At 68.5% G+C, this 21,532-nt stretch carries 17 protein-coding genes and 1 pseudogene; 5 read left to right on the forward strand and 13 right to left on the reverse strand.

Annotated features, from left to right (window positions below):
* Window positions 1-11: 11 nt before the first annotated feature.
* Genes ABKA17_RS42730 through ABKA17_RS42745 form a run of 4 tightly spaced genes read right to left on the reverse strand, consistent with a single transcriptional unit; the run spans window position 12 to window position 5,219 of the window.
* The gene (locus tag ABKA17_RS42730; RefSeq protein WP_353697803.1) at window positions 12-905 is read right to left on the reverse strand and encodes an ATP-binding cassette domain-containing protein; all 894 of its coding nucleotides are present in this window, start codon (window positions 903-905) and stop codon (window positions 12-14) included.
* The gene (locus ABKA17_RS42735; RefSeq protein WP_353697804.1) at window positions 902-2,716 is read right to left on the reverse strand and encodes a dipeptide/oligopeptide/nickel ABC transporter permease/ATP-binding protein; all 1,815 of its coding nucleotides are present in this window, start codon (window positions 2,714-2,716) and stop codon (window positions 902-904) included. Before ABKA17_RS42735 ends, ABKA17_RS42730 begins: the two co-directional genes overlap by 4 nt.
* Window positions 2,713-3,654: an ABC transporter permease gene (locus ABKA17_RS42740; protein WP_353697805.1), complete on the reverse strand. Its 942-nt coding sequence runs from the start codon at window positions 3,652-3,654 to the stop codon at window positions 2,713-2,715. Before ABKA17_RS42740 ends, ABKA17_RS42735 begins: the two co-directional genes overlap by 4 nt.
* An 8-nt stretch (window positions 3,655-3,662) precedes the next feature.
* The gene (locus tag ABKA17_RS42745) at window positions 3,663-5,219 is read right to left on the reverse strand and encodes an ABC transporter substrate-binding protein (protein ID WP_353697806.1); all 1,557 of its coding nucleotides are present in this window, start codon (window positions 5,217-5,219) and stop codon (window positions 3,663-3,665) included.
* Between the two features lie 273 nt (window positions 5,220-5,492).
* On the opposite strand from ABKA17_RS42745, the gene ABKA17_RS42750 reads away from it, so the two are divergent.
* Entirely contained in the window at window positions 5,493-6,095 is a 603-nt protein-coding gene (locus tag ABKA17_RS42750; protein ID WP_353697807.1) for a TetR/AcrR family transcriptional regulator, read from the forward strand.
* A 538-nt stretch (window positions 6,096-6,633) separates the two neighbouring features.
* Here the strand turns inward: ABKA17_RS42750 and ABKA17_RS42755 are convergent.
* Entirely contained in the window at window positions 6,634-6,786 is a 153-nt protein-coding gene (locus ABKA17_RS42755) for a hypothetical protein (RefSeq protein ID WP_353697808.1), read from the reverse strand.
* Window positions 6,787-6,961: 175 nt separating this feature from the next.
* Window positions 6,962-7,507 carry a TetR family transcriptional regulator gene (locus ABKA17_RS42760; protein WP_353697809.1) on the reverse strand — a complete coding sequence of 182 codons (546 nt, stop codon included), beginning with the start codon at window positions 7,505-7,507 and terminating at the stop codon, window positions 6,962-6,964.
* A gap of 99 nt (window positions 7,508-7,606) precedes the next feature.
* Here ABKA17_RS42760 and ABKA17_RS42765 point away from each other — a divergent pair, with 99 nt between their 5' ends.
* Window positions 7,607-7,951: a hypothetical protein gene (locus tag ABKA17_RS42765; RefSeq protein WP_353697810.1), complete on the forward strand. Its 345-nt coding sequence runs from the start codon at window positions 7,607-7,609 to the stop codon at window positions 7,949-7,951.
* 589 nt (window positions 7,952-8,540) lie between these two features.
* Here ABKA17_RS42765 and ABKA17_RS42770 read toward each other — a convergent pair.
* From ABKA17_RS42770 to ABKA17_RS42800, 7 genes and pseudogenes are all read right to left on the reverse strand, one after another.
* Window positions 8,541-8,753, reverse strand: a pseudogene (locus tag ABKA17_RS42770) (family 43 glycosylhydrolase); the annotation flags it as partial.
* A gap of 257 nt (window positions 8,754-9,010) precedes the next feature.
* Window positions 9,011-9,304, reverse strand: a complete 294-nt coding sequence (locus tag ABKA17_RS42775) for a family 43 glycosylhydrolase (protein WP_353697811.1) — start codon at window positions 9,302-9,304, stop codon at window positions 9,011-9,013.
* Window positions 9,301-10,026 carry a cupin domain-containing protein gene (locus tag ABKA17_RS42780; protein ID WP_353697812.1) on the reverse strand — a complete coding sequence of 242 codons (726 nt, stop codon included), beginning with the start codon at window positions 10,024-10,026 and terminating at the stop codon, window positions 9,301-9,303. Before ABKA17_RS42780 ends, ABKA17_RS42775 begins: the two co-directional genes overlap by 4 nt.
* Window positions 10,023-10,946 (reverse strand): DUF6807 domain-containing protein, encoded by a 924-nt coding sequence (locus ABKA17_RS42785; protein WP_353697813.1) that lies wholly within the window; start codon window positions 10,944-10,946, stop codon window positions 10,023-10,025. Before ABKA17_RS42785 ends, ABKA17_RS42780 begins: the two co-directional genes overlap by 4 nt.
* Window positions 10,939-12,066, reverse strand: a complete 1,128-nt coding sequence (locus ABKA17_RS42790; protein WP_353697814.1) for a Gfo/Idh/MocA family protein — start codon at window positions 12,064-12,066, stop codon at window positions 10,939-10,941. Before ABKA17_RS42790 ends, ABKA17_RS42785 begins: the two co-directional genes overlap by 8 nt.
* Before the next feature lie 276 nt (window positions 12,067-12,342).
* Window positions 12,343-14,058, reverse strand: a complete 1,716-nt coding sequence (locus tag ABKA17_RS42795) for a substrate-binding domain-containing protein (RefSeq protein WP_353697815.1) — start codon at window positions 14,056-14,058, stop codon at window positions 12,343-12,345.
* Between the two features lie 89 nt (window positions 14,059-14,147).
* Window positions 14,148-16,148, reverse strand: a complete 2,001-nt coding sequence (locus ABKA17_RS42800; protein WP_353697816.1) for an RICIN domain-containing protein — start codon at window positions 16,146-16,148, stop codon at window positions 14,148-14,150.
* Between the two features lie 470 nt (window positions 16,149-16,618).
* Between ABKA17_RS42800 and ABKA17_RS42805 the strand changes: the two genes are divergently transcribed.
* The 3 genes from ABKA17_RS42805 to ABKA17_RS42815 all read left to right on the forward strand — a co-directional run bounded on the left by ABKA17_RS42805 (window position 16,619) and on the right by ABKA17_RS42815 (window position 21,483).
* Entirely contained in the window at window positions 16,619-18,430 is a 1,812-nt protein-coding gene (locus tag ABKA17_RS42805) for an RICIN domain-containing protein (protein ID WP_353697817.1), read from the forward strand.
* A 106-nt stretch (window positions 18,431-18,536) separates the two neighbouring features.
* Window positions 18,537-19,622, forward strand: coding sequence for a LacI family DNA-binding transcriptional regulator (locus ABKA17_RS42810; RefSeq protein WP_353697818.1), 1,086 nt, complete (start codon window positions 18,537-18,539; stop codon window positions 19,620-19,622).
* Window positions 19,623-20,169: 547 nt separating this feature from the next.
* Window positions 20,170-21,483, forward strand: a complete 1,314-nt coding sequence (locus ABKA17_RS42815) for an extracellular solute-binding protein (RefSeq protein ID WP_353697819.1) — start codon at window positions 20,170-20,172, stop codon at window positions 21,481-21,483.
* The last annotated feature ends 49 nt before the right edge of the window (window positions 21,484-21,532 follow it).

Below are 21,532 nucleotides of genomic sequence, written 5' to 3' on the forward strand. Positions count from 1 at the left end.
GATGTCCCCGCTCATGGACCGAACTGCCCCGGATCGGTGCCTTGCTCGACGTGCTGAACCGCGGCCGTTTCCGTCCGTTCGCGCGCCAGAAGCCGGTGACGCTCCTGGCGGCGCTCGCGCTGTGCGGCAGGGTCGGGGACGGGTGCGGCGAGCAACAGCATCTGGGTGTAGGGGTGTCGGGGCCGTGAGGTCACCTGCCCGGCGTCTCCGGTCTCGACGATCTCACCGCCTCGCATGACACTCACGCGATGGCTGACGTGCCGGATGACGGCCAAGTCGTGCGAGATGAACAGGTAGGCGACCGAGGTACGTCGCTGGATGTCGACGAAGAGGTCCAGCACGCGGGCCCGGGTCGTCAGGTCAAGGGCGGAAACGGGTTCGTCGCAGACGATCAGGCTCGGCTCGGGGGCGAGAGCACGGGCGATCGCCACCCTCTGCCGCTGTCCGCCGCTGAACTCGCGCGGCAGCCGCCGGGCGGCGTCTTTGGGCAGACCCACCTGATCCAGCAACTCCGCGATGCGGGCCCGCGCTTCGCGCGTCGTGGCACCTTGTGTCGTCAGCGGCTCGCTGAGGATGTCGCCGACGGCGAGAGCCGGGTTGAGTGAGCTGTACGGGTCCTGGAAGACGACCTGGATGTCCCGGGCGAGCGCGCGGCGTTCCTTGCGGGAGGCGTGGGTGATGTCTCGGCCCCGGAACCGGACGTGTCCGCCGCTGGGTGTCACCAGTCCGAGGACGGCCCGCCCGAGGGTCGTCTTCCCGGAGCCGGACTCGCCGACGAGCCCGAGGGTCTCGCCTTCGCGGGCCAGTAGGGACACCCCGTGCAGCACCTCGTGGGGGCGGGCCCTGAAGCCGCGGCCGGGATAGGTGACCCGCAGGCCGCTCAGGTCGAGCAGTGGCGCCGTCATCGAGCCTCCTTCTGCCTGGGCTCGTCGGTGACGCCGGGCTGATCGGTGCGCGCCGAGTTCTCCTCGAGGAGCGAGTCGAGCAGCGTGCGGGTGTAAGGGTGCCCGGGCGTGCTGAACAGGTCGAGCACGTCCCCGGTCTCGACGATCTCGCCCTGCTGCATGACGGCGACGCGGTCGCAGCTGTCGGCGATCACCCCGAAGTCATGGGTCACGAGCAGCAGCGCCATGTTCAGTTCCTTGCGCAGGTCGCGCAGCAGGTCGAGGATCTCCGCCTGCACGGTCACGTCCAGGGCGGTGGTCGGCTCGTCGGCGATGAGCAGCAACGGCCGGCTCGCGACGGCGCCCGCGATGAGGACGCGCTGCGCCATGCCGCCGGATATCTGATGCGGATAGGACGCGAACACCCGCCGGGGATCGGAGATTCCGACGCGGCTGAGCAGGGCATGTGCGCGTTCGCCGGCCTCTCGTCGCGACATCGGTGTCGCCGTGCGGATCCCCTCGACCAGTTGGGAGCCCACGGTGGAGGAGGGGTCGAGGTTCGACATGGGCTCCTGGGGCACGTACGCCACGGCTCTTCCGCGCACACCGCACAGTTCGCGCTCGCTCAGGCCCAGGAGTTCGCGCCCGTCGAGGCGGACCGAGCCGCGGGTGACGACCGCTTCCGCGGGCAGTACACCGAGGATCGCGAACGCGGTCTGTGTCTTGCCCGACCCCGATTCGCCCACGAGCCCGAGCGTCTCTCCCGCCTCCAGGCTCAGGGCGACCCCACTGACCACCTCTTTCAACTCGCCCGAGGAAGTCGGGTAGGCGAGGGCGAGGTCCTCGACGGTCAGCAGCCCTGAAGGCCCTGCCCCGGTCGTGAGTCCGGTCGTCGGCCGAGGCGCCGCCGCGGTGATCCTTGACGGCCCTGGCCGTCCGCCCTCCAGTATGTCCCGCAGCGAGTTGCCGAGCAGCACCAGAGAGGCGGTGATGACACCGAGCGTCAGACTCGGCCAGAGGAACTGGAGCGGTTCCTCGTAGAAGTTGGTGAACCCGTCGGCGATCATCGCGCCGAAGCTGGGGACCGTGCTCGGCCCGACGCCGAGGAAGGCGAGGCCCGACTGCACGCCGATGGACGCTCCGGCGAGAAACGCGGTGGCGATGACGACCGGGCCTCGGACCGTGTAAAGGATGTGCCGCGAGAGGATGCGCCGGTCCGGCAGACCCGAGACCCGGGCGGCGTCCACATACAGCTCGTTCCTGACGCCGAGGACCAGGTTGCGGACCAGGCGGTAGACACCGGGTGACAGCAGCACCCCGAAGATCATCATCGTGACGCGGTAGTCGCCCTTGGTCACCGGGAGCAGCACGATGAGCAACAGCAGCCCCGGGAAGGTCATGACGAGGCTGAACACCCACTCGGTGACAGCCCGCAGGCGCCGGTCGTAGTATCCGCCGATCAGCCCGAAGGCGACGCCGATGGCGAGGGCGATGCCGGTGCCGATGAGTGCCGCGACGACACTGGTGTTGACGGAGTGGAGGAGCCTGGCGAAGATGTCGCGGCCGCTCTTGTCGCCGCCGAGGAGATAGCCGTGGCTGCCGGCGTCGGCGTTGATCGCCTCGAGCGAGGCTTGGTTGGGTCCGTGATCGGTGATCAGTGGGGTGAGCAGGCCCAGCGTGACGATGACCAGCAGGATGCCGGCGCTGATGACCGCCTGCGGGTCCCGCAGCAGCCGGCGTAGGGGTGACCTGCCGCTCGCTGGGGCCTCCGCCGGGTCTGGCCGGTCTCCCTGGTCGCGGGCGGGGGTGTCGTTGCTCGGTGCGGTGCTCATCGAATCCTCGCCTTCGGGTTGAGCCATCCGTTCGCGAGGTCGACGAGCAGGTTGACGCAGACCACGAGCAGAACCGCGAAGAGCGTGATGCCCATGATGATCGGGATGTCGCCCTGAAGAGACGCGTTGAAGGCGTACGAGCCGAAGCCCGGCAGTGCGAAGACCTGCTCGATGACCAGCGCCCCTCCGAGCATCTGTACGAACTCAAGGGACAGGACCGTCAGTGCGGGACCCGCGGCGTTGCGCAGGGCGTGGCGCAGCAGGATCGAGCGGGGGCGGATCCCGCGTGTCCGGAGGGTACGGACGTAGTCCTTGCGCAGTTCGTCGATCATGGCCCCGCGGACCTGGGATGTGAGACTGGCGGCCCCGGCTGCCGTCAGGGCCAGTACGGGGATGGTGATCGAGGCCGCCCAGCGGGCGGGATCCTCCCCCAGCGGCGTGTATCCCGTGGCTGGGAACCAGTGCAGGCGCAGGGCCAGGAGCCATACGAGCCCGATGGCGATCAGGAGGTTCGGCACGAGGTGGCCGAACAGCGAGGCACCCTGTGCGATCCGGTCGACGACTCCGCCACGGCTGGCCGCCAGCACACCGAGCGTCACACCGACGACGGCGGTGAGGAGAAGCGCCGCAAGCACCACGGACAGGGTGACACCGAGGCGCGCGGCGATGGCCGACCGCACGGGCTCGCTGGTGAAGTAGGAGAGTCCGAGGTCGCCCCGCACGGCGTGGGACAGCCAGTCCAGGTACTGCACGAGCACCGTGCGATCCAGTCCGAGCTGCGCCTTCTGCTGCTCGATGCGGGCCGGCGTCGCGGAGCTTCCGAGGATGCTGCCCGCGATGTCGTCGAACGAGGTGCTCAGCAGCAGAAACGTGATCATGGTCACCAGGACCGCCAGTACCAGTCCCGCGGTCAGGCGGCGCAGCACATAGAGGATCATGCCGGGGCTCACCCACCGGCCTGGTCGGCGAGACCGAACTGCCGCAGACTGTTCTGTGTCGAGGAGCCGTCCCCGCGGAAGACGATGCCCTTCTTGGTCACCCAGTGGACGCCGATGTAGAAGACGGGCGCCGTCCAGGCGTTGTTCACCGTGAACGCGTCGATCTGCTTGTACACCTCCGCCGCCTTCGAGGCATCGGTTTCGCCGTTCGCCTTCAGCAGCAGCCGGGTCAGCCGGGGATCGGAGGAGGCGAACACGTTGCGGTACCCGTTCGGGGAGAAGTAGTCGCGGGTCTGCACCGGGACGGGGTCCAGCCCGTCGATGACCAGGGCCATGGGGTATTTCCTGGTGGCCAGTGCCGAGATGGTCTGCTGGGCGGGTACGGGATCCCAGGTGACCTTGATGCCGATGTCCGCGAGCGACTGCGAGATGGTGGGCTCGAAGGGCTTGGTGAAGTACAGGCTCGGCATGCTCACCGAGAATCCGTCCGCGTATCCGGCCTCGGCCAGCAGCTTCTTCGCTCCGGCCGGGTCGTGGGAGTAGGTGTGGTCGAGTGCGGGATCGTGGCCCTCGTCCAGGGGGTGGTACAGCTGTTCCGTCGCCTTGCCGGAGCCCTTGAGGAAGAGCCGGACCATCTTCTCCCGGTCGAAGGCCATGTTGATGGCCTTGCGCACCCGTAGGTCTCCGAGCGGCTTGAGCACGTCGCCCTTGCGGTCGAACAGCAGGAGCGTGGCCACCGAGGTCGCCTCGATGCGCTTGGTGGTGAAGCCGGCTGCCTTCAGCGAGCTCAGCTGCTGCACCTCCACGGACCCGGCGTTGATCTCACCGGCCTTCAAGGCGTTGACCGAGGCGGCACGGTCGGAGATCACCTTGATCTTGACGGTGGGGAACGGATAGGCCTGTTTGTTCCAGTAGTCGTCGCGCCGCTTGAGCACGTAGACCGACCCGTTGACCGTCGCGCCCTTGTCCAGGGTGTAGGGCCCCGAGGAGACCGGATTGAGCGCGGAACCGCTGGTCCTCATGGTCTGGGGATCGGCGATCACCCCGCCGGCTCCGGTCAGGGCGTGCAGGAGCGACGCGTCCGGGTTGCGGAGTTTGAGCACCACCGTCCGGTCGTCGGGAGCATCGATGGACTCCACGGCGGCGAGTTGCGTCTGGTTCTGGCCGGACGTTCTGATCAGGTCCAGGGTCGCCTTCACGGCGGCCGCCGTCACCGGGGAACCCGAGCTGAACTTCATGCCCGTGCGCAGTGCCAGGGTCAGGGTCCGGCCACTGTCGGAGTATGTCCAGCGCTGCGCCGCGCCCGGCCGGAGTTCGCCGTCGTCGTCGACGAGGAGCAGCGTGTCGTAGAGGGAGCTCCAGACGTAGGCCTGCTGCCCCTCGGTGAGCTGGGCGGGAGCGAACGAGTTCGGGGTGCCCATGATGGCCAGGGAGAGCGTCGAGGTCGTGGACGACGAGGATGCCGCCTGGCCGTCGCACGCCGTTGTCGTGAGCAGCACGGCCGTGGTGGCCAGGGCGACCAGAGCGAGAGACCGGGGTGAGGTGTGCGGGGGTCGAATACGCATGGTTGCTTCTTTCGTCCGCCGACCGGAGGTTCGGAGGCCATCGCCGTCGCCCTCAGCGGGGTTGAGCGCGCAGCGGTGATCCCGAGAGGGAGCAAATTCCTAACACCCGTTTGACTTTCGATCGGACGCTAGGGTCGCAAAGCAAGGACGAGAAGACTGTGGACATCCTTCGTTATCGAAGTGTTATATTGCAGGCTTGGCTCGATGCGTAAGGTGAGGCGAAGTCCGCCGGACCGCTGTCGCGGACAGTTCGCGAGAAGGGGTGACCACACCGTGAGTGAGGCGAAGGCACGCGGGCCGTACGCCAAGTCGGCGGCCCGGCGGGAGGAGATCCTGCGCGCGGCACGCGAGAGCTTCGCCGAGCACGGGTACGCCGCTGCTTCCCTGCGTGACATCGCCGAACGCGCCGGCATTACGGCCGCTGGGCTGCTCCACCACTTCCGAGGCAAGGAGGAACTCCTCGGTGCGGTTCTCGCGCAGCGCGACTCCGAGGAGTGGGCGGAGGGTACGGCTCGGGTCGCAAGCCTGGAGGATCTCGCACCCTACTTCAGCGCCCGGCTCCACAAGCACCAGGAAAACCCCGAGCTGATGTGCCTGTGGATCGAGCTCGCCGCCGCCGCCTCACGTCCGGACCACCTCGCGCACTCCTATTTCGTCGACCGTCAGGCCCACGGGCTCGCGCACCTGACGGAGGGGCTGCGGGAGTACGCGGAGCGCGGCGGGCTGCGCAAGGGCATCAGCCCCGGAAGCGCGGCCCTGATGATCGAGGCCATGCTCGGCGGCCTCCAGGGGAAGTGGCTGCTGAATCAGGACTTGGACATCATCGAGCCCCTGAACGACCTGCTCCGCCTGCTCTTCGAGACGGATGACGCGTAGGCGGTCTGGGCCTCGGTCAAGTTCTCGATGAGCCCCGGCGTGCCTCTCAGGCTCCGTACGCCACCACGGCGCCCTCGTGGAGTCGGCGACGTGGCAGCGTACGAGGTCTTCGGGCCGACGGGAAGCCGAAGACCTCGACGAGGCCGAGCGCCGCCGGATCGCCGAGTGGACGGCTCGCGCTGTCGGCTGAGCCTCGGCGGGCGGTTTCTCAGTGCCGGATGTATGGAAGCGGCGTGCACGCGCCATCCGGCCCACAACGTCTGGTCGGCTCTTACCTAGGTCGCCGAGCACGGCGGCCTGCCGCACCCGGGGGTGGGCGCCCAGCGCCGCCTCGAGGAAGGAGTCGGTGAGCAGCAGTCCCACGGCGCCGGACTTGGGGAGAGCACATGCTCGAGTTCGGCGTCGCACAGTGCCGGATTAACGGTGACCAGGATCAAACCCGGCCAGTGCGGCGCCGTACTCGGCGTCGTCCAGGAGCCGGGCGTAGGTCCAGGTGTGGTCGGCGCCGGGCGGGGCGATCTCGACCAGCGCCAGGCGGTCAGGGGTCGTCGTTGGCCCGTCGGACAGCCGCGGCGATGTCACCGGGCATCCGGAAGTCGATGGCGTTGAGGCGGTCGGGCCGGTTGAGGGTGAGGTACGTCTTGCGGTCCTTCACCTCGTAGAGGACGGTGGACTGCTGATCGTCGGTCATGTGAACTCCGTACGGTGTCGGCCGGCCCGGCGGGCCGGGAGCAAGGGCAGGTTCAGGGCCCCGGAGGCCTGGGGCGTACGAGTGGAGTGCGGTGGTCGGTCAGAAGTTCGCGACCCTTCCGGTGTCAACCTGCGCGACCTCACCACCACCATCAGCGGGAGTGGATGAGGGGCTCTCAGCTCGTGGGCGGGGTCGATGCGTCAGCTGGGGATCCTGACGATCCAGTGAGCAGCGGTCGCACGATCCGGCCCCATCCCTCCAGCAGCGCGTCGCGGTCCGTGTCCTCCCGGTACAGCACGTCGGAGGTCGCCATGCCGCGCAGCAACTGCACGGTCAGCTCGGCGATCGCCGGGTAGGCGGCCGATGCCGTGAGTTCGGAGCCCATGACCTCGTCGACCACCCGGTACAGGTCCCGGCGGGCCGCCCCTTCGGCACGGCGCAGCACGTTCCGCAGCCGAGCGTTGGTGCGGGACACCGCCCACAACTCCATCTCCGCACCGAACGAAGGCCCGCACATGACGGACCGCAGTACGCGCAACGAGCGGGACAGCGGGTCACCGTCCGGCCGTGCCGCCGCCAGTTCCTCGTGCACCGCCTGCTCGTTCCGCGCGACCAGCAGCTCGATCGCGGCCCCGAACAGATCCTCACGGGTGGGGAAGTGATGCAGCAGCGCGCCCCGGCTGACACCGGCCCGCCGCCCGGTCGCGCCCTTCGCTGCCATGCGAGAAGCCGCGACGGCCGACGCCGTGGCCGAGTTTCGCCGCCGAATGGAAGTCAGCTCCAGAGCACGTCATTTGCGGCCTGCATCCGCTACCGGGTGGTGTCATACACGCCGTTCGGCGAACCGGACCCGGCGGACAAGGACCTCCCGCGACTCGGTCCACACACCGACCAGGCGCTCAGTGAACCCGCCCGCCACTTCGGTGGAGAGATAGCGTCCGTCGAGGCGGGCGAGGACGTCCGTGCCGGTTCCGTCACCGATGCCCAGTTCGATGTCGTCCGGTCCGTTCCAGGTCGGCTCCGTGGAGCGGACGCGGAGGGTGACGGGGGAGTCGGGCAGCGGGCGGGAGCCGAGAACCGACCGGACCTGTCCGATCCGTGCGGCGGCGGTGACTTCGCCGCCGGCGACGTGCAGGCCGTACCAGTGGGCACCATCGAGCCGTAGGGCAACGGTGAACGCACCCTCGCCCGGGTCGACGACGAAAGTCGGCCTCCCAGCGGTCTCCGCCGACCCGAGTGAACAGTCCCGACGGCTCGCCGGTCTCGCTCAGTGCGTGACCCACGACCACCCCTTCCGGCGCGCCGTGCACGAACCGGTCGGGACGCTGCCCTGGTGAGACCCACCTGGGATCCAGTCCGGGCGCGGAGAAGTCGTCCTCGAAGTCCCGCTGTCCAGTCGGGGCATGGCATCTCGCCGGTTCGAACTGTGGCCAGTCGTCCACCCAGGAGACATCGGCCAGGAACGTCTCACGCCCGTTGACGTGGAAGCGGGGACTGCGGCCTTGTGGCCGCGTGCCGAGATACAGGTGGTGTCCCGCGGCGTGGTGTAGGGGATCAAGCGTTACGTGTTCCGGTACGGCACCCCTGACGGTCTTCGCCGAGGCGGTGGTCCAAGAGGCACCCTGCTGGGGCGACTTGAACCCCCGGCCCGGCGGAGCCGCCGCCCCCGACCTGCGGATTCCGGCACCTTGATCGGCTACACCACGAAGCGGGACACCACCGAGATACACCGCTGCCCACGACCCGTCGGGACGCTCGACCAGATCGGCATGACCGATGTTCTGGGCGGGATGAGCCGTGCTGCGGTGGGTGAAGACCGGAGTGTGCGGGGTGGCCTCGAGGGGCCCTCGGGGGCTCCGGGAGCGTGCGACCGACACCACGTGGCCTCGGTCGGTGCCGACTTCGGCGATGACCAGATACCACCAGTCGCCGCGCCGGTACAGGTGCGGCCCCTCGGAATGGGCCAGGCCGGTGCCCTGTCAGATCCACCGCGGCTTCTCGAGGACCAAGCGCCGCTCCAGATCGACCGCGACCTGTCGGATGCCGATCTCGGTCTCCGACCACGAGCAGTACGTGACCAGTCACGTTCCCTCGTCGTCCCAGGCCAGGTCCGGATCCATGCCGTCGAGTTCGGGGAGGCACACCGGCCCGGACCACGGCCCGGCCGGGTCGTTCGCGTGGTAGATCTGATGGCCGCCGCGAGCGTCGTCGACGTTCGCGGTGATCAGCCAGAACCGGCCCCGTGGTGGCGCAGCGTCGGGGCGTAGATGCCGCGGCTCGACGGTGAACAGCCCGCGGGGAACTGCTCGTCCCTCGTCAGGGCGTTGCCGATCTGGCGCCAGGAGACCAGGTCCCGGGAATGCCAGATCGGAACGCCGGGGCTGTCCTCGAACGAGGACTTCGCCAGGAAGTACCCCTCGCCGACCCGGCATACCGAAGGATCGGGATACATCCCGGAAAGGACCGGGGCGGTCGCCGCGTCGGCGTACCCACGGCCTTCCGGCGACATCGAACTCATTGGGTACCAGCTTCCGCCACATAGGCGCGCAGGAAACCGCACATGCCCAGGGTCTGCCGCGGCGGTTGGGTGATACGCGACACGTCCGCCTCGAAGAGGTGGTCGAAGTCGTCGCGTCGCAGCGCGTTGATCTGCCGTAGTGCCGTGTGCGCGGCGGCCAGCGCCCCGTGGTTGACCGTCTTCTCCCAGGTGTCCAGCCGGGGTTGGACGAGTCGTACCGCTGCCGCGCAGAAGTCCTGGTACGCCGAGCGGTTTCCGCGCCGCCACTGCCGCTTCAGCTCGGTGAATCCTTCGACGGCCAGATCCCTGCGCGCCCGCGCGCGCTCGGGGCTGGGGCTGCCGTCGGGGTCGAGGAGCGAGGCCGCTTCCGGGTAGGTGTCGGGGGAGAGGTACTCGGGCGGGAAGGTCATGACCGCGTCGCCTGCTTCGGGGAGGCCGCTGTTCTGCATGACGACGATCACGCGGAGGTCCTCGTCGTTGACGGCGCGGTGGATCGTTCCGGGGGTGAACCAGACCGTGTCTCCGGGGTGCAGCTCGGTCGTCGCGTGCCCTTGGTGGTTGAGGGTTTCCAGTCGGCCGTGGCCGCTGACGACGACGTAGCACTCCGCGCAGGTGAGGTGCATGTGGGGCGAGCCGCCGTGTTCGTCGTCCGCCGCGGGCCAGGGGTACACCTCGAGCTGGCTGAGTCCCACGGCTCCGGGAAAGTCGGGGACGGAGGTCACAGCGCGAACTCCCGTGCGATCGGCTCGAGTTCGTCGCGAGTCACCATGCGGTCGAGGAACACGAAGCGGTGGGTCAGGGACAGGGTCTCGCCGGGTTCCAGTTTGATCTCCGTGTCGAAGGCGGGAGAGGGGTTGAGGCAGGCGAAGGCGCTGCTGCGGGCGAACCACGTCAGCGGGGTCGAGGCATTGGTGGTGCCGGCGTAGGCGAGTACGGTGGCGCCGCCGTCGATCTCGTCGTGCTCGCCGATGATGGCCGCCCAGGCGCCCCGGGTACCCATGACGGCGTCGCCTTCGTGGCCCCCGTCGGCGATGACGTCCGCGCCTGTCCAGGCCCGGGGCCCGCGCCAGAACAGTCCCGTGTAGCCGGCGTTGGGGCGGCCGTGTGTGGTGGGGCTGCCCATCTCCAGGGGCTCGAGGTGCACGTTGGTCAGGGCGGTGGTGAAGTCCAGCGCCCAGACACCGTCGTCGGCGTCGGCGCTGTGGAAACGCAGGGTCCGGGTCTCGTCGATCCACACCTCGTCGCTGGAGGCGAACCAGTCCAGGCCCTGGACTACCGACACCTCGCTGCCGCCGGTCTCCTGCCGGTCGAAGGCGCGGTGCACCTGCTGGCCGTGGTTCTCCCGCCAGACGTAGCCATGGCCGGGCGCGCCCTGTTCGAAGGTGGGCCCGCCCCAGAAGTTGTCGCCGGACAGATGTGACCAGGTCATCTGCAGGCCCTTGTGCCAGCGGTGGTCCCAGGGCCGGTAGACGCCCACGGGCGCGCCGGAGATGGTCTGGAGCGGGTAGAGGTAGGGCTTGGGGGATTCTTCGAGCGGGGTGTCCGGCCGGTACACGTACGTGGCGACGTCGGTGCCGGCGGCCGACACCACGAACTGGGTCTTGGCGTCGTCGTGGTCGATCGTGAAGCGGGTGTCAGACACCGGTCTTCTCCTTGACGTCGTTGTCCCGGGCGGCGCCGGGGCGACCGCTCATGCAGTGGTAGAAGGGATTGGCCGGGTTGATCATGTCCGGGGTGACGGGGCGTCCGGCCATCGCCGAGTCGTACAGGGCGGCGATGAAGGCCAGGACGCGGCGGCCGTCGTCGCCGCTGGCCTCGGGGCGTTCCCCGGCGCGCAGTGACCGCAGCAGCGCGCGCAACTGCGCGGCATGCGAACTGGGCTCGTCGTCGAGTGGCGCTCCCAGCTCCGTGGCCGTGGCGCCGGCCCGATGGGGCGCGGGAGTCCACGTCCAATGGGAGTTGTCGTAGCCGTAGAGGTGGTCGAGCTCTACCGTGGCTTCGGTGAAGTCGAAGCGCAGATAGCTGGTCTCGCGGGGGGAGAGGAGGCTGTTGACCATGGACACCATGGCGCCACTGGCGAAGCGGACCATCGCCATGGAGACGTCCTCGGTCTCCACGTCGCGGGCCAACGTGCCCATGGCGGCGCGGACTTCGGTCCATTCGCCCATCAGGGACAGCATGAGGTCCATCTGGTGGATGCCGTGGCCCATGGTGGGACCGCCGCCCTCGGTCTCCCACCTGCCGCGCCACGGGACCTCGAAGTAGGCGTCGTCCCGGTACCACAGGGTGTGACAGACGCCGACCAGGGGAGCGCCGAGGCTGCCGGTGCGGATGTGCTCCCGCAGGGCTCGGGCGGCGGACCCGAACCGGTGCTGGAAGACATAGGAGACGTACGGGCCGCCCTCGCGCTCGTGGGCGGCGACGGCGTCGTACTCGGCCACTGAGAGCGTGGGGGGCTTCTCGCACCACACCCACACGCCGGCATCCAGGCAGGCGGTGATCGCCTCGCCGTGGGCGATCGGGGGCGTGCAGACGATGGCCAGGTCGGGGTGCTGCTCCTGGAGCATCCGGTCGAGGCTGTCGTAGGCGGCGGGGATGTTCCAGCGGGCGGCGAAGGCCTCGGCGCGCTGTTGGTCGACGTCGACGACGGCGATGACGGTGGCCTCGCCGCCCTGAGCCTGGACGGCGGGCATGTGGCAGCCGTCGGCGATGTTTCCGGCGCCGACGATCGCCACCCTCACGGGCTGGCTGTAGTCAGTCATAGGGCTCTTTCGTGGAAGCTCGGGCGGTGCCTGGCCGCGACCCTGAGGGGTCGTCAAACCGCTGACGAGGAAGGTTGGTTCGACCTGCTCAGCTCTGGGCGCGCACGCGTGGCCGTGCGCGGTTGAGGGGAATGCACCTGTCGGACGAACGCGGCTCGCGCTGATGTGAACCGCGGGCGGCAGCATGAACTTAGTGAACGGTCACCTTTGTGGTCAAGAGTTACGCAGTGATCGTTCACATTTTGCATGACGCGCTGACGGGAACACCGGAGGGAGTCAGCGGGGGACCGGGCCGCTCGACCCGCGCGGCACGAGGTGGAACAGATCCTCGACCTCGGACTCCGGCTCGGGCTCGCCGCGCAGAAGGGCGAGCAGCGACAGCATCGACTGGCGGCCGACTTCTTCCTTGTTGATGTGCACCGTCGAGATGCTCGGTGCGAAGTACCGGGTGAACTCCTCGTCGTCCCAGCCGAAGACGCTCATCTCCTCGGGCACCCGCACACCGCGGTCCTGGAAGCCACGCAGTACCCCCAGGGCGACGTAGTCGTTGGCAGCCAGCACAGCCGTCACACCGGAATCAGCGGGCAGGTCCCGGGCGGCCTCGTAGCCGGAGCGTACGGACCAGTCCCCGTCGACGACGCCGTAGGACTCCAGGCCCAGCCGCTCGACCGCCTCCAGGTAGACGGCGCGACGGTTGCGTGCCGAGGCCCAGTCCTGCGAGCCGGCGACGTGGAGGAAACGGCGGTGCCCCTGGTCCGCGAGGTGGCGCAGGATCTGCTCGGCGGGTCGCCCGTCGGCCAGCCGTCCCCGGGACTGGAGCTTGTCGTCGTACTCGCCCAGCACCACCACCGGGCGCCGCCCGGCGCCCTGGCCGTCGGCGAGGTCCCCCAGCGGCACCAGCGACAGCACCCCGTCCGCCTGCCGGGTGTCCAGCAGGGACAGCACGCTGCGGGCGCGCCGCGACTCGCCGCCCTCCAGTCCGACGACGTCGGTCATGTACCCGGCCTCGTGCGCCGCGGCCGAGGCGCCCCTCAGCAGTGGGATCGGAACGAAGCCGCTCAACTCGGGCAGCACGATGGTGATCCGGTGGGACCGCCGGGTGCGCATCGACCGCGCCATCAGGTTGGGCCGGTAGTCCAGCTCGGCGACGGCCCGCTCGATCCTCTCTCGCGTCGCCGGTTTCATGCCACCGTCGTTCTTCAGGAACCGGGACACGGTCTGGTGCGACACACCGGCCCGCTTGGCGACCTCCCAGATGGTCGGCCGCTTCCTCTCCGGGTCGGAGGCGGCCCCCGGGCCGGCGGTCCTCGCGACGGGCCGACCGGCCTTCCCCGCCCGCAGCGGACGGCCCGCCCGCGCGCACAGCAACTCCAGCAGCTCCGCGCCGGACGCCTCCTCGGGCAGCCCGTAGGCACCGGCGAAGCCCGCGACCCGTGGCGCGAGGTCGTCGACGCGCACCAGGCCACGGGCGGCGGCCTCGGCGACGAACGCGCCCGTACGGGCCGCGTCGGCGCGGGCTTGCAGCAGATCGACGACGGTACGCGGCATCGTGGTGACGGGTAGTCCGTCGACGACGGTGATGTCCTCGGCGGCCGTGGCCGCGCGGTGCAGCACGACAGTCCCGTCACGTGCGGTGCGGCGTGACGCGACCGTCAGCTCCACGGGGTCGGCGGGCCGGCCGCCCAGGCCGTGCACCGCACACGCGGAGGCGTGGGAGACGACGCCCGACCTGGAGCCGTCGGTACGGCGGTCCCGAGCCGGGGTCCTGGGATCCAGCCGCAGCCACGCGACCTTGATCCTCAGGTGCTCCGGTGAGGGGGAGGCGACCAGGCGGTACACCCCGTGGCCCACACTCTCCAGCACTCCGGACCGCTCCAGCCGCAGGAGCTGGACGCCCTGTACGCCGTCCAGCTTCGCCTGTGCGGTGGTCACCAGACCCCACTGACCGGCGGCCCTGGCGTCCAGAGCCCGCAACACGTCGGCCTGCGTCATGCGGCAATCATTACACGGGCACCCTGCGCCGTCCCTTCCCCCGCGTGGACCGACTTCCGGCCTCGCGGGGGAAGGGACGGCGGGCGCGGCTACCTGGGCTGGAATTCCCAGACCGTGCTCGCGTCCTGCGTTCCCGTGTTCCACTTCGCCTCACCCGCGGAGTTCCCGTACAGGTAGGCCCTTCCCGTGTGGGTGTTCCTGACGCGGAGCCCGCCTGCCGCGACCCCTTCCAGGCTCCAGAGCGAGGCGTCCGCGACGGTGCCGGTGTTGTAGATGACGTTGTTGTCGGTGGCGACGGTCTCCAGATACAGGCGCCCCGTTCGCACGTTCTTGATGGTCCAGGCACCGGACGCGTCCTTGGCCACGATCCAGTCCTGGTCGTCGTAGACGGTCCCGGACGCGACGATGACCGCGCCGTCCGCGTCGGTGTCGAGGTACTTGCCCGAGGAGGTGTTCCTCAGCTTGTACTTCGCGCCGCTGACGAGGTACGAGACCCGGACGCACTCCTCGGTCGCCAGGGTGATCTCGGTGTTCCCGGACACGGTGCTGTACGCCTTCGTGCCGGACTTCACCCAGATGTCGTTCGCGTCGTAGTGGCCCACCTCGACGGACCGTACGACACCGATGGTTCCCGGCAGCGTGAACGTGGCCTCCGTCGTGGTGGCGAAGGCGAACTCGGCCGGACCGCGCCGGACGCCGAACGCCTGCGCACCGATGGACGTCGTGAAGGTGATGTCGACGCCGCCCAGGGGCTTGGTGGTCGTGGCGCTCGCGGTCGCGCTCCGGTTGAAGGTCTGCAGGGTGGTTCCCCCGCGTTCCACCGGAGTCCTGCTGGCGAGGTCCCGGTGGATCTTCTTCAGCGCGCGGTTGAGCCGGGCGACCTGGTGGGAGGGGGTCTTGCGGGTGACGACCTTGGTGTCGGGCCTCCAGTTGTACAGGCCGTGGTCGCTGATGCCGGTGCTGGAGTCCGGGTCCAGCGCGGCGTACAGATTGTGGACGGCGTTGCCGGCGATGGCGTTGAACTTCTCGACGTCCACCGTCGAGGAACCTCCGAAGTTCTCCATGATCATGGGGAAGTTCTTCCCCCGGGCCCAGGTGCCGTCCTGCCCGTAGTCGTAGAGCGTGTCGAAATTCTTGGTGTACGGGTCTTTTCCGAAGAAGTCGATGGTCGCCGTTCCCTGGCTCCTGAGGACCTCGTTCTCGGCGACCGGCACCGTGTCCGCGCTGCCGGCGAGGTTGGTCCGGGTGTAGACCGAGTAGTCGGACTGCTTGATCACCTGCCCGAGCTGGGTCAGGTAGTTCAGCAGCACGTCCTTGCGGAACTTCGTCGTGTCGGTGTATCCGCCGCTGTTCCACAGGTCGGTGCTGTACGTACTGAAGCTCCGGGCGATGGCCTGGCCGCCCTGCTGCTTCGACACGTTCGGCTCGTTCAGCACCTGGATGCCGACGACGGTGTGCGCGGTGTCGACGGCGGCGAGACGGCTCATGAGCCGGCCGAGCACGAACTTCTCCCTGGCGAGCATGTTCGGGTCGGTCTTGTCCAGGAGGGGGTTGCCGTTCAGGGTGAGCGGGGTGCCGTCGGACTTCACCACGACCTGGTAGTCGTTCATCGCGTAGGCCGGAATTCTGGCCGCCATGGACTGACCGGTCGATTCATGGCTGAACCACAGCAGTTCCAGCTTCAGGCCGTACTCCCCGCACCATGCCAGGTACTTGTCGAGGTCGGTCCAGTCGAAGGTGTCCTTCGAGGTCTCGATCTGCGACCACCAGAGCGGGATGTTCACCACGGTGAAACCGTCGTCCCGGATCATCCCGAGCACCGGCTTCAACTGGGCGTCCGTCCAGCCGTACGTGTACTTGTGCTTCTCGTACCGGAACTGGACGCCACTGTGGTAGAAGGGCTTCCCGTCGACCATCAGGGCGATCTTGTCGTACGTGGACCTCGATGTGTCGACGTAGGACACCACGCCGCCGGCCGCGGCGGCCCGCGGGAGGCCGCCGACGAGGTTCAGTGCCATGCTCCCGAGGGCTGCCGCCCCGCTCGTGGCGAGGAATCTGCGGCGCGACCAGGAGCCGGTGTTCGACTTCATAGGGACTACCTCCGTGTCGGGTGGACTTCCGCCGGTTGGTGAACGATCACAATTGAGGGGTCGACGGCGCCGTCAGGAACCTTCGAGTCGGGGGGTGTCGGGCGCAGCGCGATCGAGCCGACAGGCGATGGCGGGGCCCTGGCGATCAGATGTTGACCGAAACCAACGATGGCGCACATAAGACTGGCTGTAACGCTTGCGTGTCAATGGTGTGGACGGGAAGATTTCGGCCGCGGTCCAGAGCGGGTCAGCGTAGGTATGTCGCGGACGTCCTCGCGTAGTGAACGATCACCTGCAGACCTCTTGACCGCTCGGGTGAACGATCACTACGTTGCCCCTGCTGTTGTCGGACACCTCATCCTTCCCGGTACTTCGTGGCATTTCCGTGCGGCCTTCGGGCCGCGCCGCTGCCGCGCTCTCTTCCTCCCGCCGGGCATCGGTCGGTATCACCAGAGATCAAGGGAGATCACGTGTATACGGTCATGCGCAGAACGGGCCGTCGGCCCCGAAGATGGGCCGGCTCTCTGGTCGCCGGCTTCCTTGTCGTCTCGGCCCTTCTCGTGCCCCCGGCCGCCTCCGCCGCCGAAGCCCCGGGCGCGACGCTGATCAACGAGACGTTCGACGCTCAGACAACCCCCGCGAACTTCGGTTTCCCGGTCGGGGCCGCCATCGGCAACGGCGTACTGGAGGTCACGAAGGGCATGGGCAACTACACAACGTCCGTGCGGCCGTTCGCGTCGTCGATCACCCAGGAGAAGACGCTCGACCTGCGGTTCGACTGGAAGACGGCCATCACCAGCACCGGGATGAAGACCGGTCTGGAACTGCGCGACAGCGCCGGACGCCTGGTCTTCGGCATGGCCGCGACCGGCGCGGAGTTCCGTCACGCCGCGACCGGTCCCGACTCGGACTCCACCTCCGCCCCGGACTCGCTCAATCCCACCTGGACCAAGATCAGCTTCGACCGGGCCAAGACGTACATGGTCGATCTGCACATGGACTTCACGCTCGGCAAGATCCAGTACACGGTCACCAGCAAGGAAGCCGCTCCGAAGGTGCTGGTCTCCACCACCAGAAGCATCACGGGGCAGAACCTGGCGAAGCTCGTCGCCTGCAACTACTACGGCACCGGTGTGCAGTCGATCGACGACTTCCGCCTGACCCGCCCCGCGGATCCCGCCTACGGATCCCTCTCCGGCTCGTCCGTCTACGCCTTCGGTGACAGCATCGTCTACGGGCACCAGTACGCGCGCAGCTTCGTGAACTTCGTCGCCGAACGCGAGGGCATGACGCTGACGAAGTACGCACGCAACGGCGCGACCGTGGGTCCGGCGCCCACCGCCAGCGGCGGACAGATTTTGAACCAGGTGAAGTCGGCGAGCTCGCAGGCGCCCGACTTCGTCGTCTTCGACGGTGGCACGAACGACGCGATCGAGATCCACGACCTGCACACCTACGAGGTCGGCACCGTCAGCGGCTCGCAGGACCCCGCCACCCTCGACCCCGGCACCTACGCGGGGGCGCTCGAGACCACCATCCACACGATGCGGCAGAAGTGGCCGACCGCCCAGCTGGTCTACGTGGCCGCCCACAAGATGGGCTCGCGCGACTGGGACACCCAGCTCGCCCTGCGCCAGGTGCAGTTGCAGGCCGCCCAGAAGTGGGGCGTGGCGGTGGCCGACGTCTTCGGGGACGCGACCCTCGACACGCGTGTCGACGCCCAGCGGGTGGCGTACACCTTCGACGGACTCGTGGGCGGCTACCCGGGCAGCGGCGGCAGCGGCACGCATCCGAACATCGCCGGGATCACCGACTTCTACGTCCCCGTGCTCTCGTCGGAACTGTCCCGGCTGTCCGACACGACGACGCTCAAGGCGCGGCACTCGGGCAAGTGTGCCGAGGCGGTCGGCTCCTCGACCGCGGCCGGGGCCGCGATCGAGCAGGCCGGCTGCTCGGGCGGCGACGACCAGCGGTGGCAACTGCACGAAGTCGGCGGGGGCTACTACCAGATCCTCTCCCGGCATTCGGGACTGTGCCTCGACGTGGCCGGCTCCTCCACGGCGAACACGGCCGCGATCGTCCAGCAGACCTGCGACGGCCGCACCAGCCAGCAGTGGCGGCTGAGCGACACCGGCACCGGCTACGTCGAGATCGTCGCCCGTCACTCCGGCAAGTGCCTCGACGTGGATCGGGCCTTCACGACGGACGGGGCCCGGCTGCTGCAGTACGCCTGCTGGAACGAAGAGGCGCATACGAACCAGCACTGGACTGTGCAGGTCTGACATGACGTACGGGTGCCGCCCGGTGTCGGCGGAGGCAAGAGGATAGGGTCCGGCCTGCCATGGCGAACTCGGCAGTAGAGTACCGATGGGCGTGCGGTGCGTGGAGATGCGGCGGGGGGGCGGCACGGTGGAGGCGGACACGGGACCGGAGAGATCGGAGCGGGACGTGAAACGTCCGAAGCCACCCACCAGGAAGCGTCCCACCATCCTCGACGTCGCGGCGCACGCGGGGGTGTCGCATCAGACCGTCTCGCGCTTTCTGCGGGGCAACGGAGGCATGAAGCCGCAGACGCTGGCCCGCATCGAGCAGGCCGTGGCCGAGCTCGACTACCGGCCCAACCTGGTGGCGCGGTCGATGCGCACCCGCAAGTCGAACCGCGTCACCGTGGTACTGCCGGCCATGACGACGTTCGTGCCCTCGCAGATCCTTCGGGGTGCGTCTGCGGAGGCGCAGGCGGCCGGTTATCTGCTGGACATCGTCGGTCTGGAAGGCGACGAACGGGTCAGGGGCGACCGTGTCCGTGCCCTCCTCGACTCCGGTCAGGCAGACGGGGTGCTGAGCTTCACCCCCATCGGCGATCTGGAGAAGCTGGGGCTGGAGCACACTCCCACCGTCGTCATAGGCGAATACGACGACCAGATGCGGTCTCACGGGATCACGGCTGACGGTGAGCCGGCTGCCATGATCATCGATCACCTCGTCTCCCTGGGCCATCGGCGTTTCGTCCATGTCGCCGGCAGCACGGACTGGATGTCCGCACGCAAACGGCGCGAGGTCTATCTGCGGACGGTCGCAGAGCGGGGCCTGGAGAACTACGCCGTCATCGACGGCGACTGGTCGGTGCGGTCCGGATACGATGCGGCCCAGGGCCTGTCGGCGGACTCGGGTGTCACTGCGGTTCTCGCCGCCAACGACGACGTCGCCATGGGCGTCATCCGTGGCTTCCAGGACCGCGGGTGGCGGGTCCCGGAGGACGTGAGCGTCTTCGGCTGGGACAACCAGGAGTTCACCGCGTACTTCAACCCGTCCATCTCCACCGTGGATCTCGATCGCGAGGCGATGGGTCGGCGGGCCATGCAGGCCCTGCTCGCCCGCATCCGCGAAGAGACCGAGCCCGAGCTGCGTCTGGACCTCGACTGCCGCCTCGTGCTGCGCGAGTCGTCCGGACCGGCGAGAAACCACACCCTGTAGCCCGTCGGCCCCACCAACCGGCCGTGCAAGGGGCGTTCGGGCGGACGCAGGCGCCCGAACGCTTCGCCCGCACCGGGCGGAACGCGCTGACCCAGTACGTTCCCCCGTGGCCCGTTCCGCTTCCATACCGGACCGGAACCGGTGAAGTGCACCAAATACCCAAGTGTTACGTAGAGAACTCTTGACCGAGATGTGGTCGGTTACTACGCTCACCGCGTGAACGTTCACTATTGCTGACGCACACAGCCTCAACTCGGCGCGATGCTCGCGGTCAACCCCGCAGATCAGCTCGGCATGTCGACCCAAGGCTCCAGCGTACGTTCACAACAACCCCTGTCAGAGCCGCTGCAGTCGACCCGGGATCCCGATGAGCCGGGCCGGCTGCCGACAACCGGATCGCAGGTAACTTTCGCGGACCGCAAAGCAGCCGAGTTGCGAGTCGGCAGCCACGCGCGGCGAGACGGCCGGCGTCCTGCGTCGACTTTCTGAGACGACGTTTCCCCCGTCTGGGCGCACCGCCCAGTGATGGCAGCAGAGGAGCCCCAACATGAACCACTCGTCCCGTCCGAGCAGACGCTCTCGACTCCGGGCTGTCGGACTGACCTGTTCGGTCTTCGCCCTGGTCCTGTCCGCGGGCTGCGCCGGAGACTCCTCCGGGAGCGGTGGCAAGACCGTCATCCGGTTCAACTGGTGGGGATCGGACTCCCGGCACGAGATGACCAAGCAGATGATCGCGGTGTTCGAGAAGGAGCACCCGAACATCGACGTGCAGCCCGAGTACTCCAACTGGGACGACTACTGGAAGAAGCTGTCGACCAGCGCGGCCGCCGGTGACATGCCCGACGTCCTGCAGCTCACGGACCCGTTCATGTACTCCTACATCGACAACGGGCAGCTGATGGACCTGAAGAAGGTCAAGGACGTGCTGCACACGGACAGGCTGCCCGTGAACTCGATGGCGATGACGACCGTGAAGGACGGTCTCTACGGAGTCCCGGCCGGCGACAGCGGCTTCGGCATCGTCGCGGATCCGGTGGCGTTCAAGCAGGCCGGCGTGCCTCTTCCGGACGACACCAAGTGGTCGTGGGACGACTATGTGAAGACCTCCGCGGCCCTCTCCAAGGGGAAGAAGGGTCTGGTCGGCACTGCGATGCCGCTCTACACCAACGACCTGGGCACGTGGCTGCGGCAGCATGGCGAGGACTACTGGACCAAGGACGGCAGCAAGATCGGTTTCTCTGAGGAGACCGTGGCGGCCTACTGGGAATGGGTCGTCAAGCTGCGTGACAGCGGTGGCACGACCAGCCCGGAGGCCGCGATCGAGCAATTGTCGTCGGGAGCCGGTGTCGAGCAGGGCCTGGTGGCCCAGCACAAGGCTGCCATGAGCGACCTGTCCGTCACCCAGCTCGGCGCGATCGAGGGCGCCGGCGGACGCGAGACCAAGCTGCTCCTCTTCCCCGGCGAGGACGGAGCCACCCAGGTCGGCGCCTACACCAAGCCCGGCATCTTCTACGGCGCCTCCGCGCGGACCGAGCACCCCAAGGAGGCCGCGCAGCTGCTCGACTTCCTGGTCAACTCGCCCGAGGCGGCCAAGATCCAGAAGTTCGACCGCGGTGTTCCCAACAACCCTGACGTGCTCAAGGCGATAACGCCCGAGCTGTCTCCCGTGGAGAAGCGGATCGCCGACTACCTGAACCGGGTCAACGCCCTGAAGCCGACCGCACTGCACATCCCCAACGCGGAGGCCGGCCCCGCCGTCCCGGAAATCTTCCAGCGACTCAACGAGGACGTGCTGTTCGACCGCGTGTCGCCGCAGGAGGCAGCCGAGAAGTTCATCTCCGAGATCAAGTCCCAGCTCTGAGCCGCCACTTGTAGCAGCGCTTCCGGAAGGAATCCCCGCCGTGCCCGAT

Origin of the sequence: Streptomyces sp. RG80, assembly GCF_040446465.1 — a bacterium.
Taxonomy (GTDB): Bacteria; Actinomycetota; Actinomycetes; order Streptomycetales; family Streptomycetaceae; genus Streptomyces.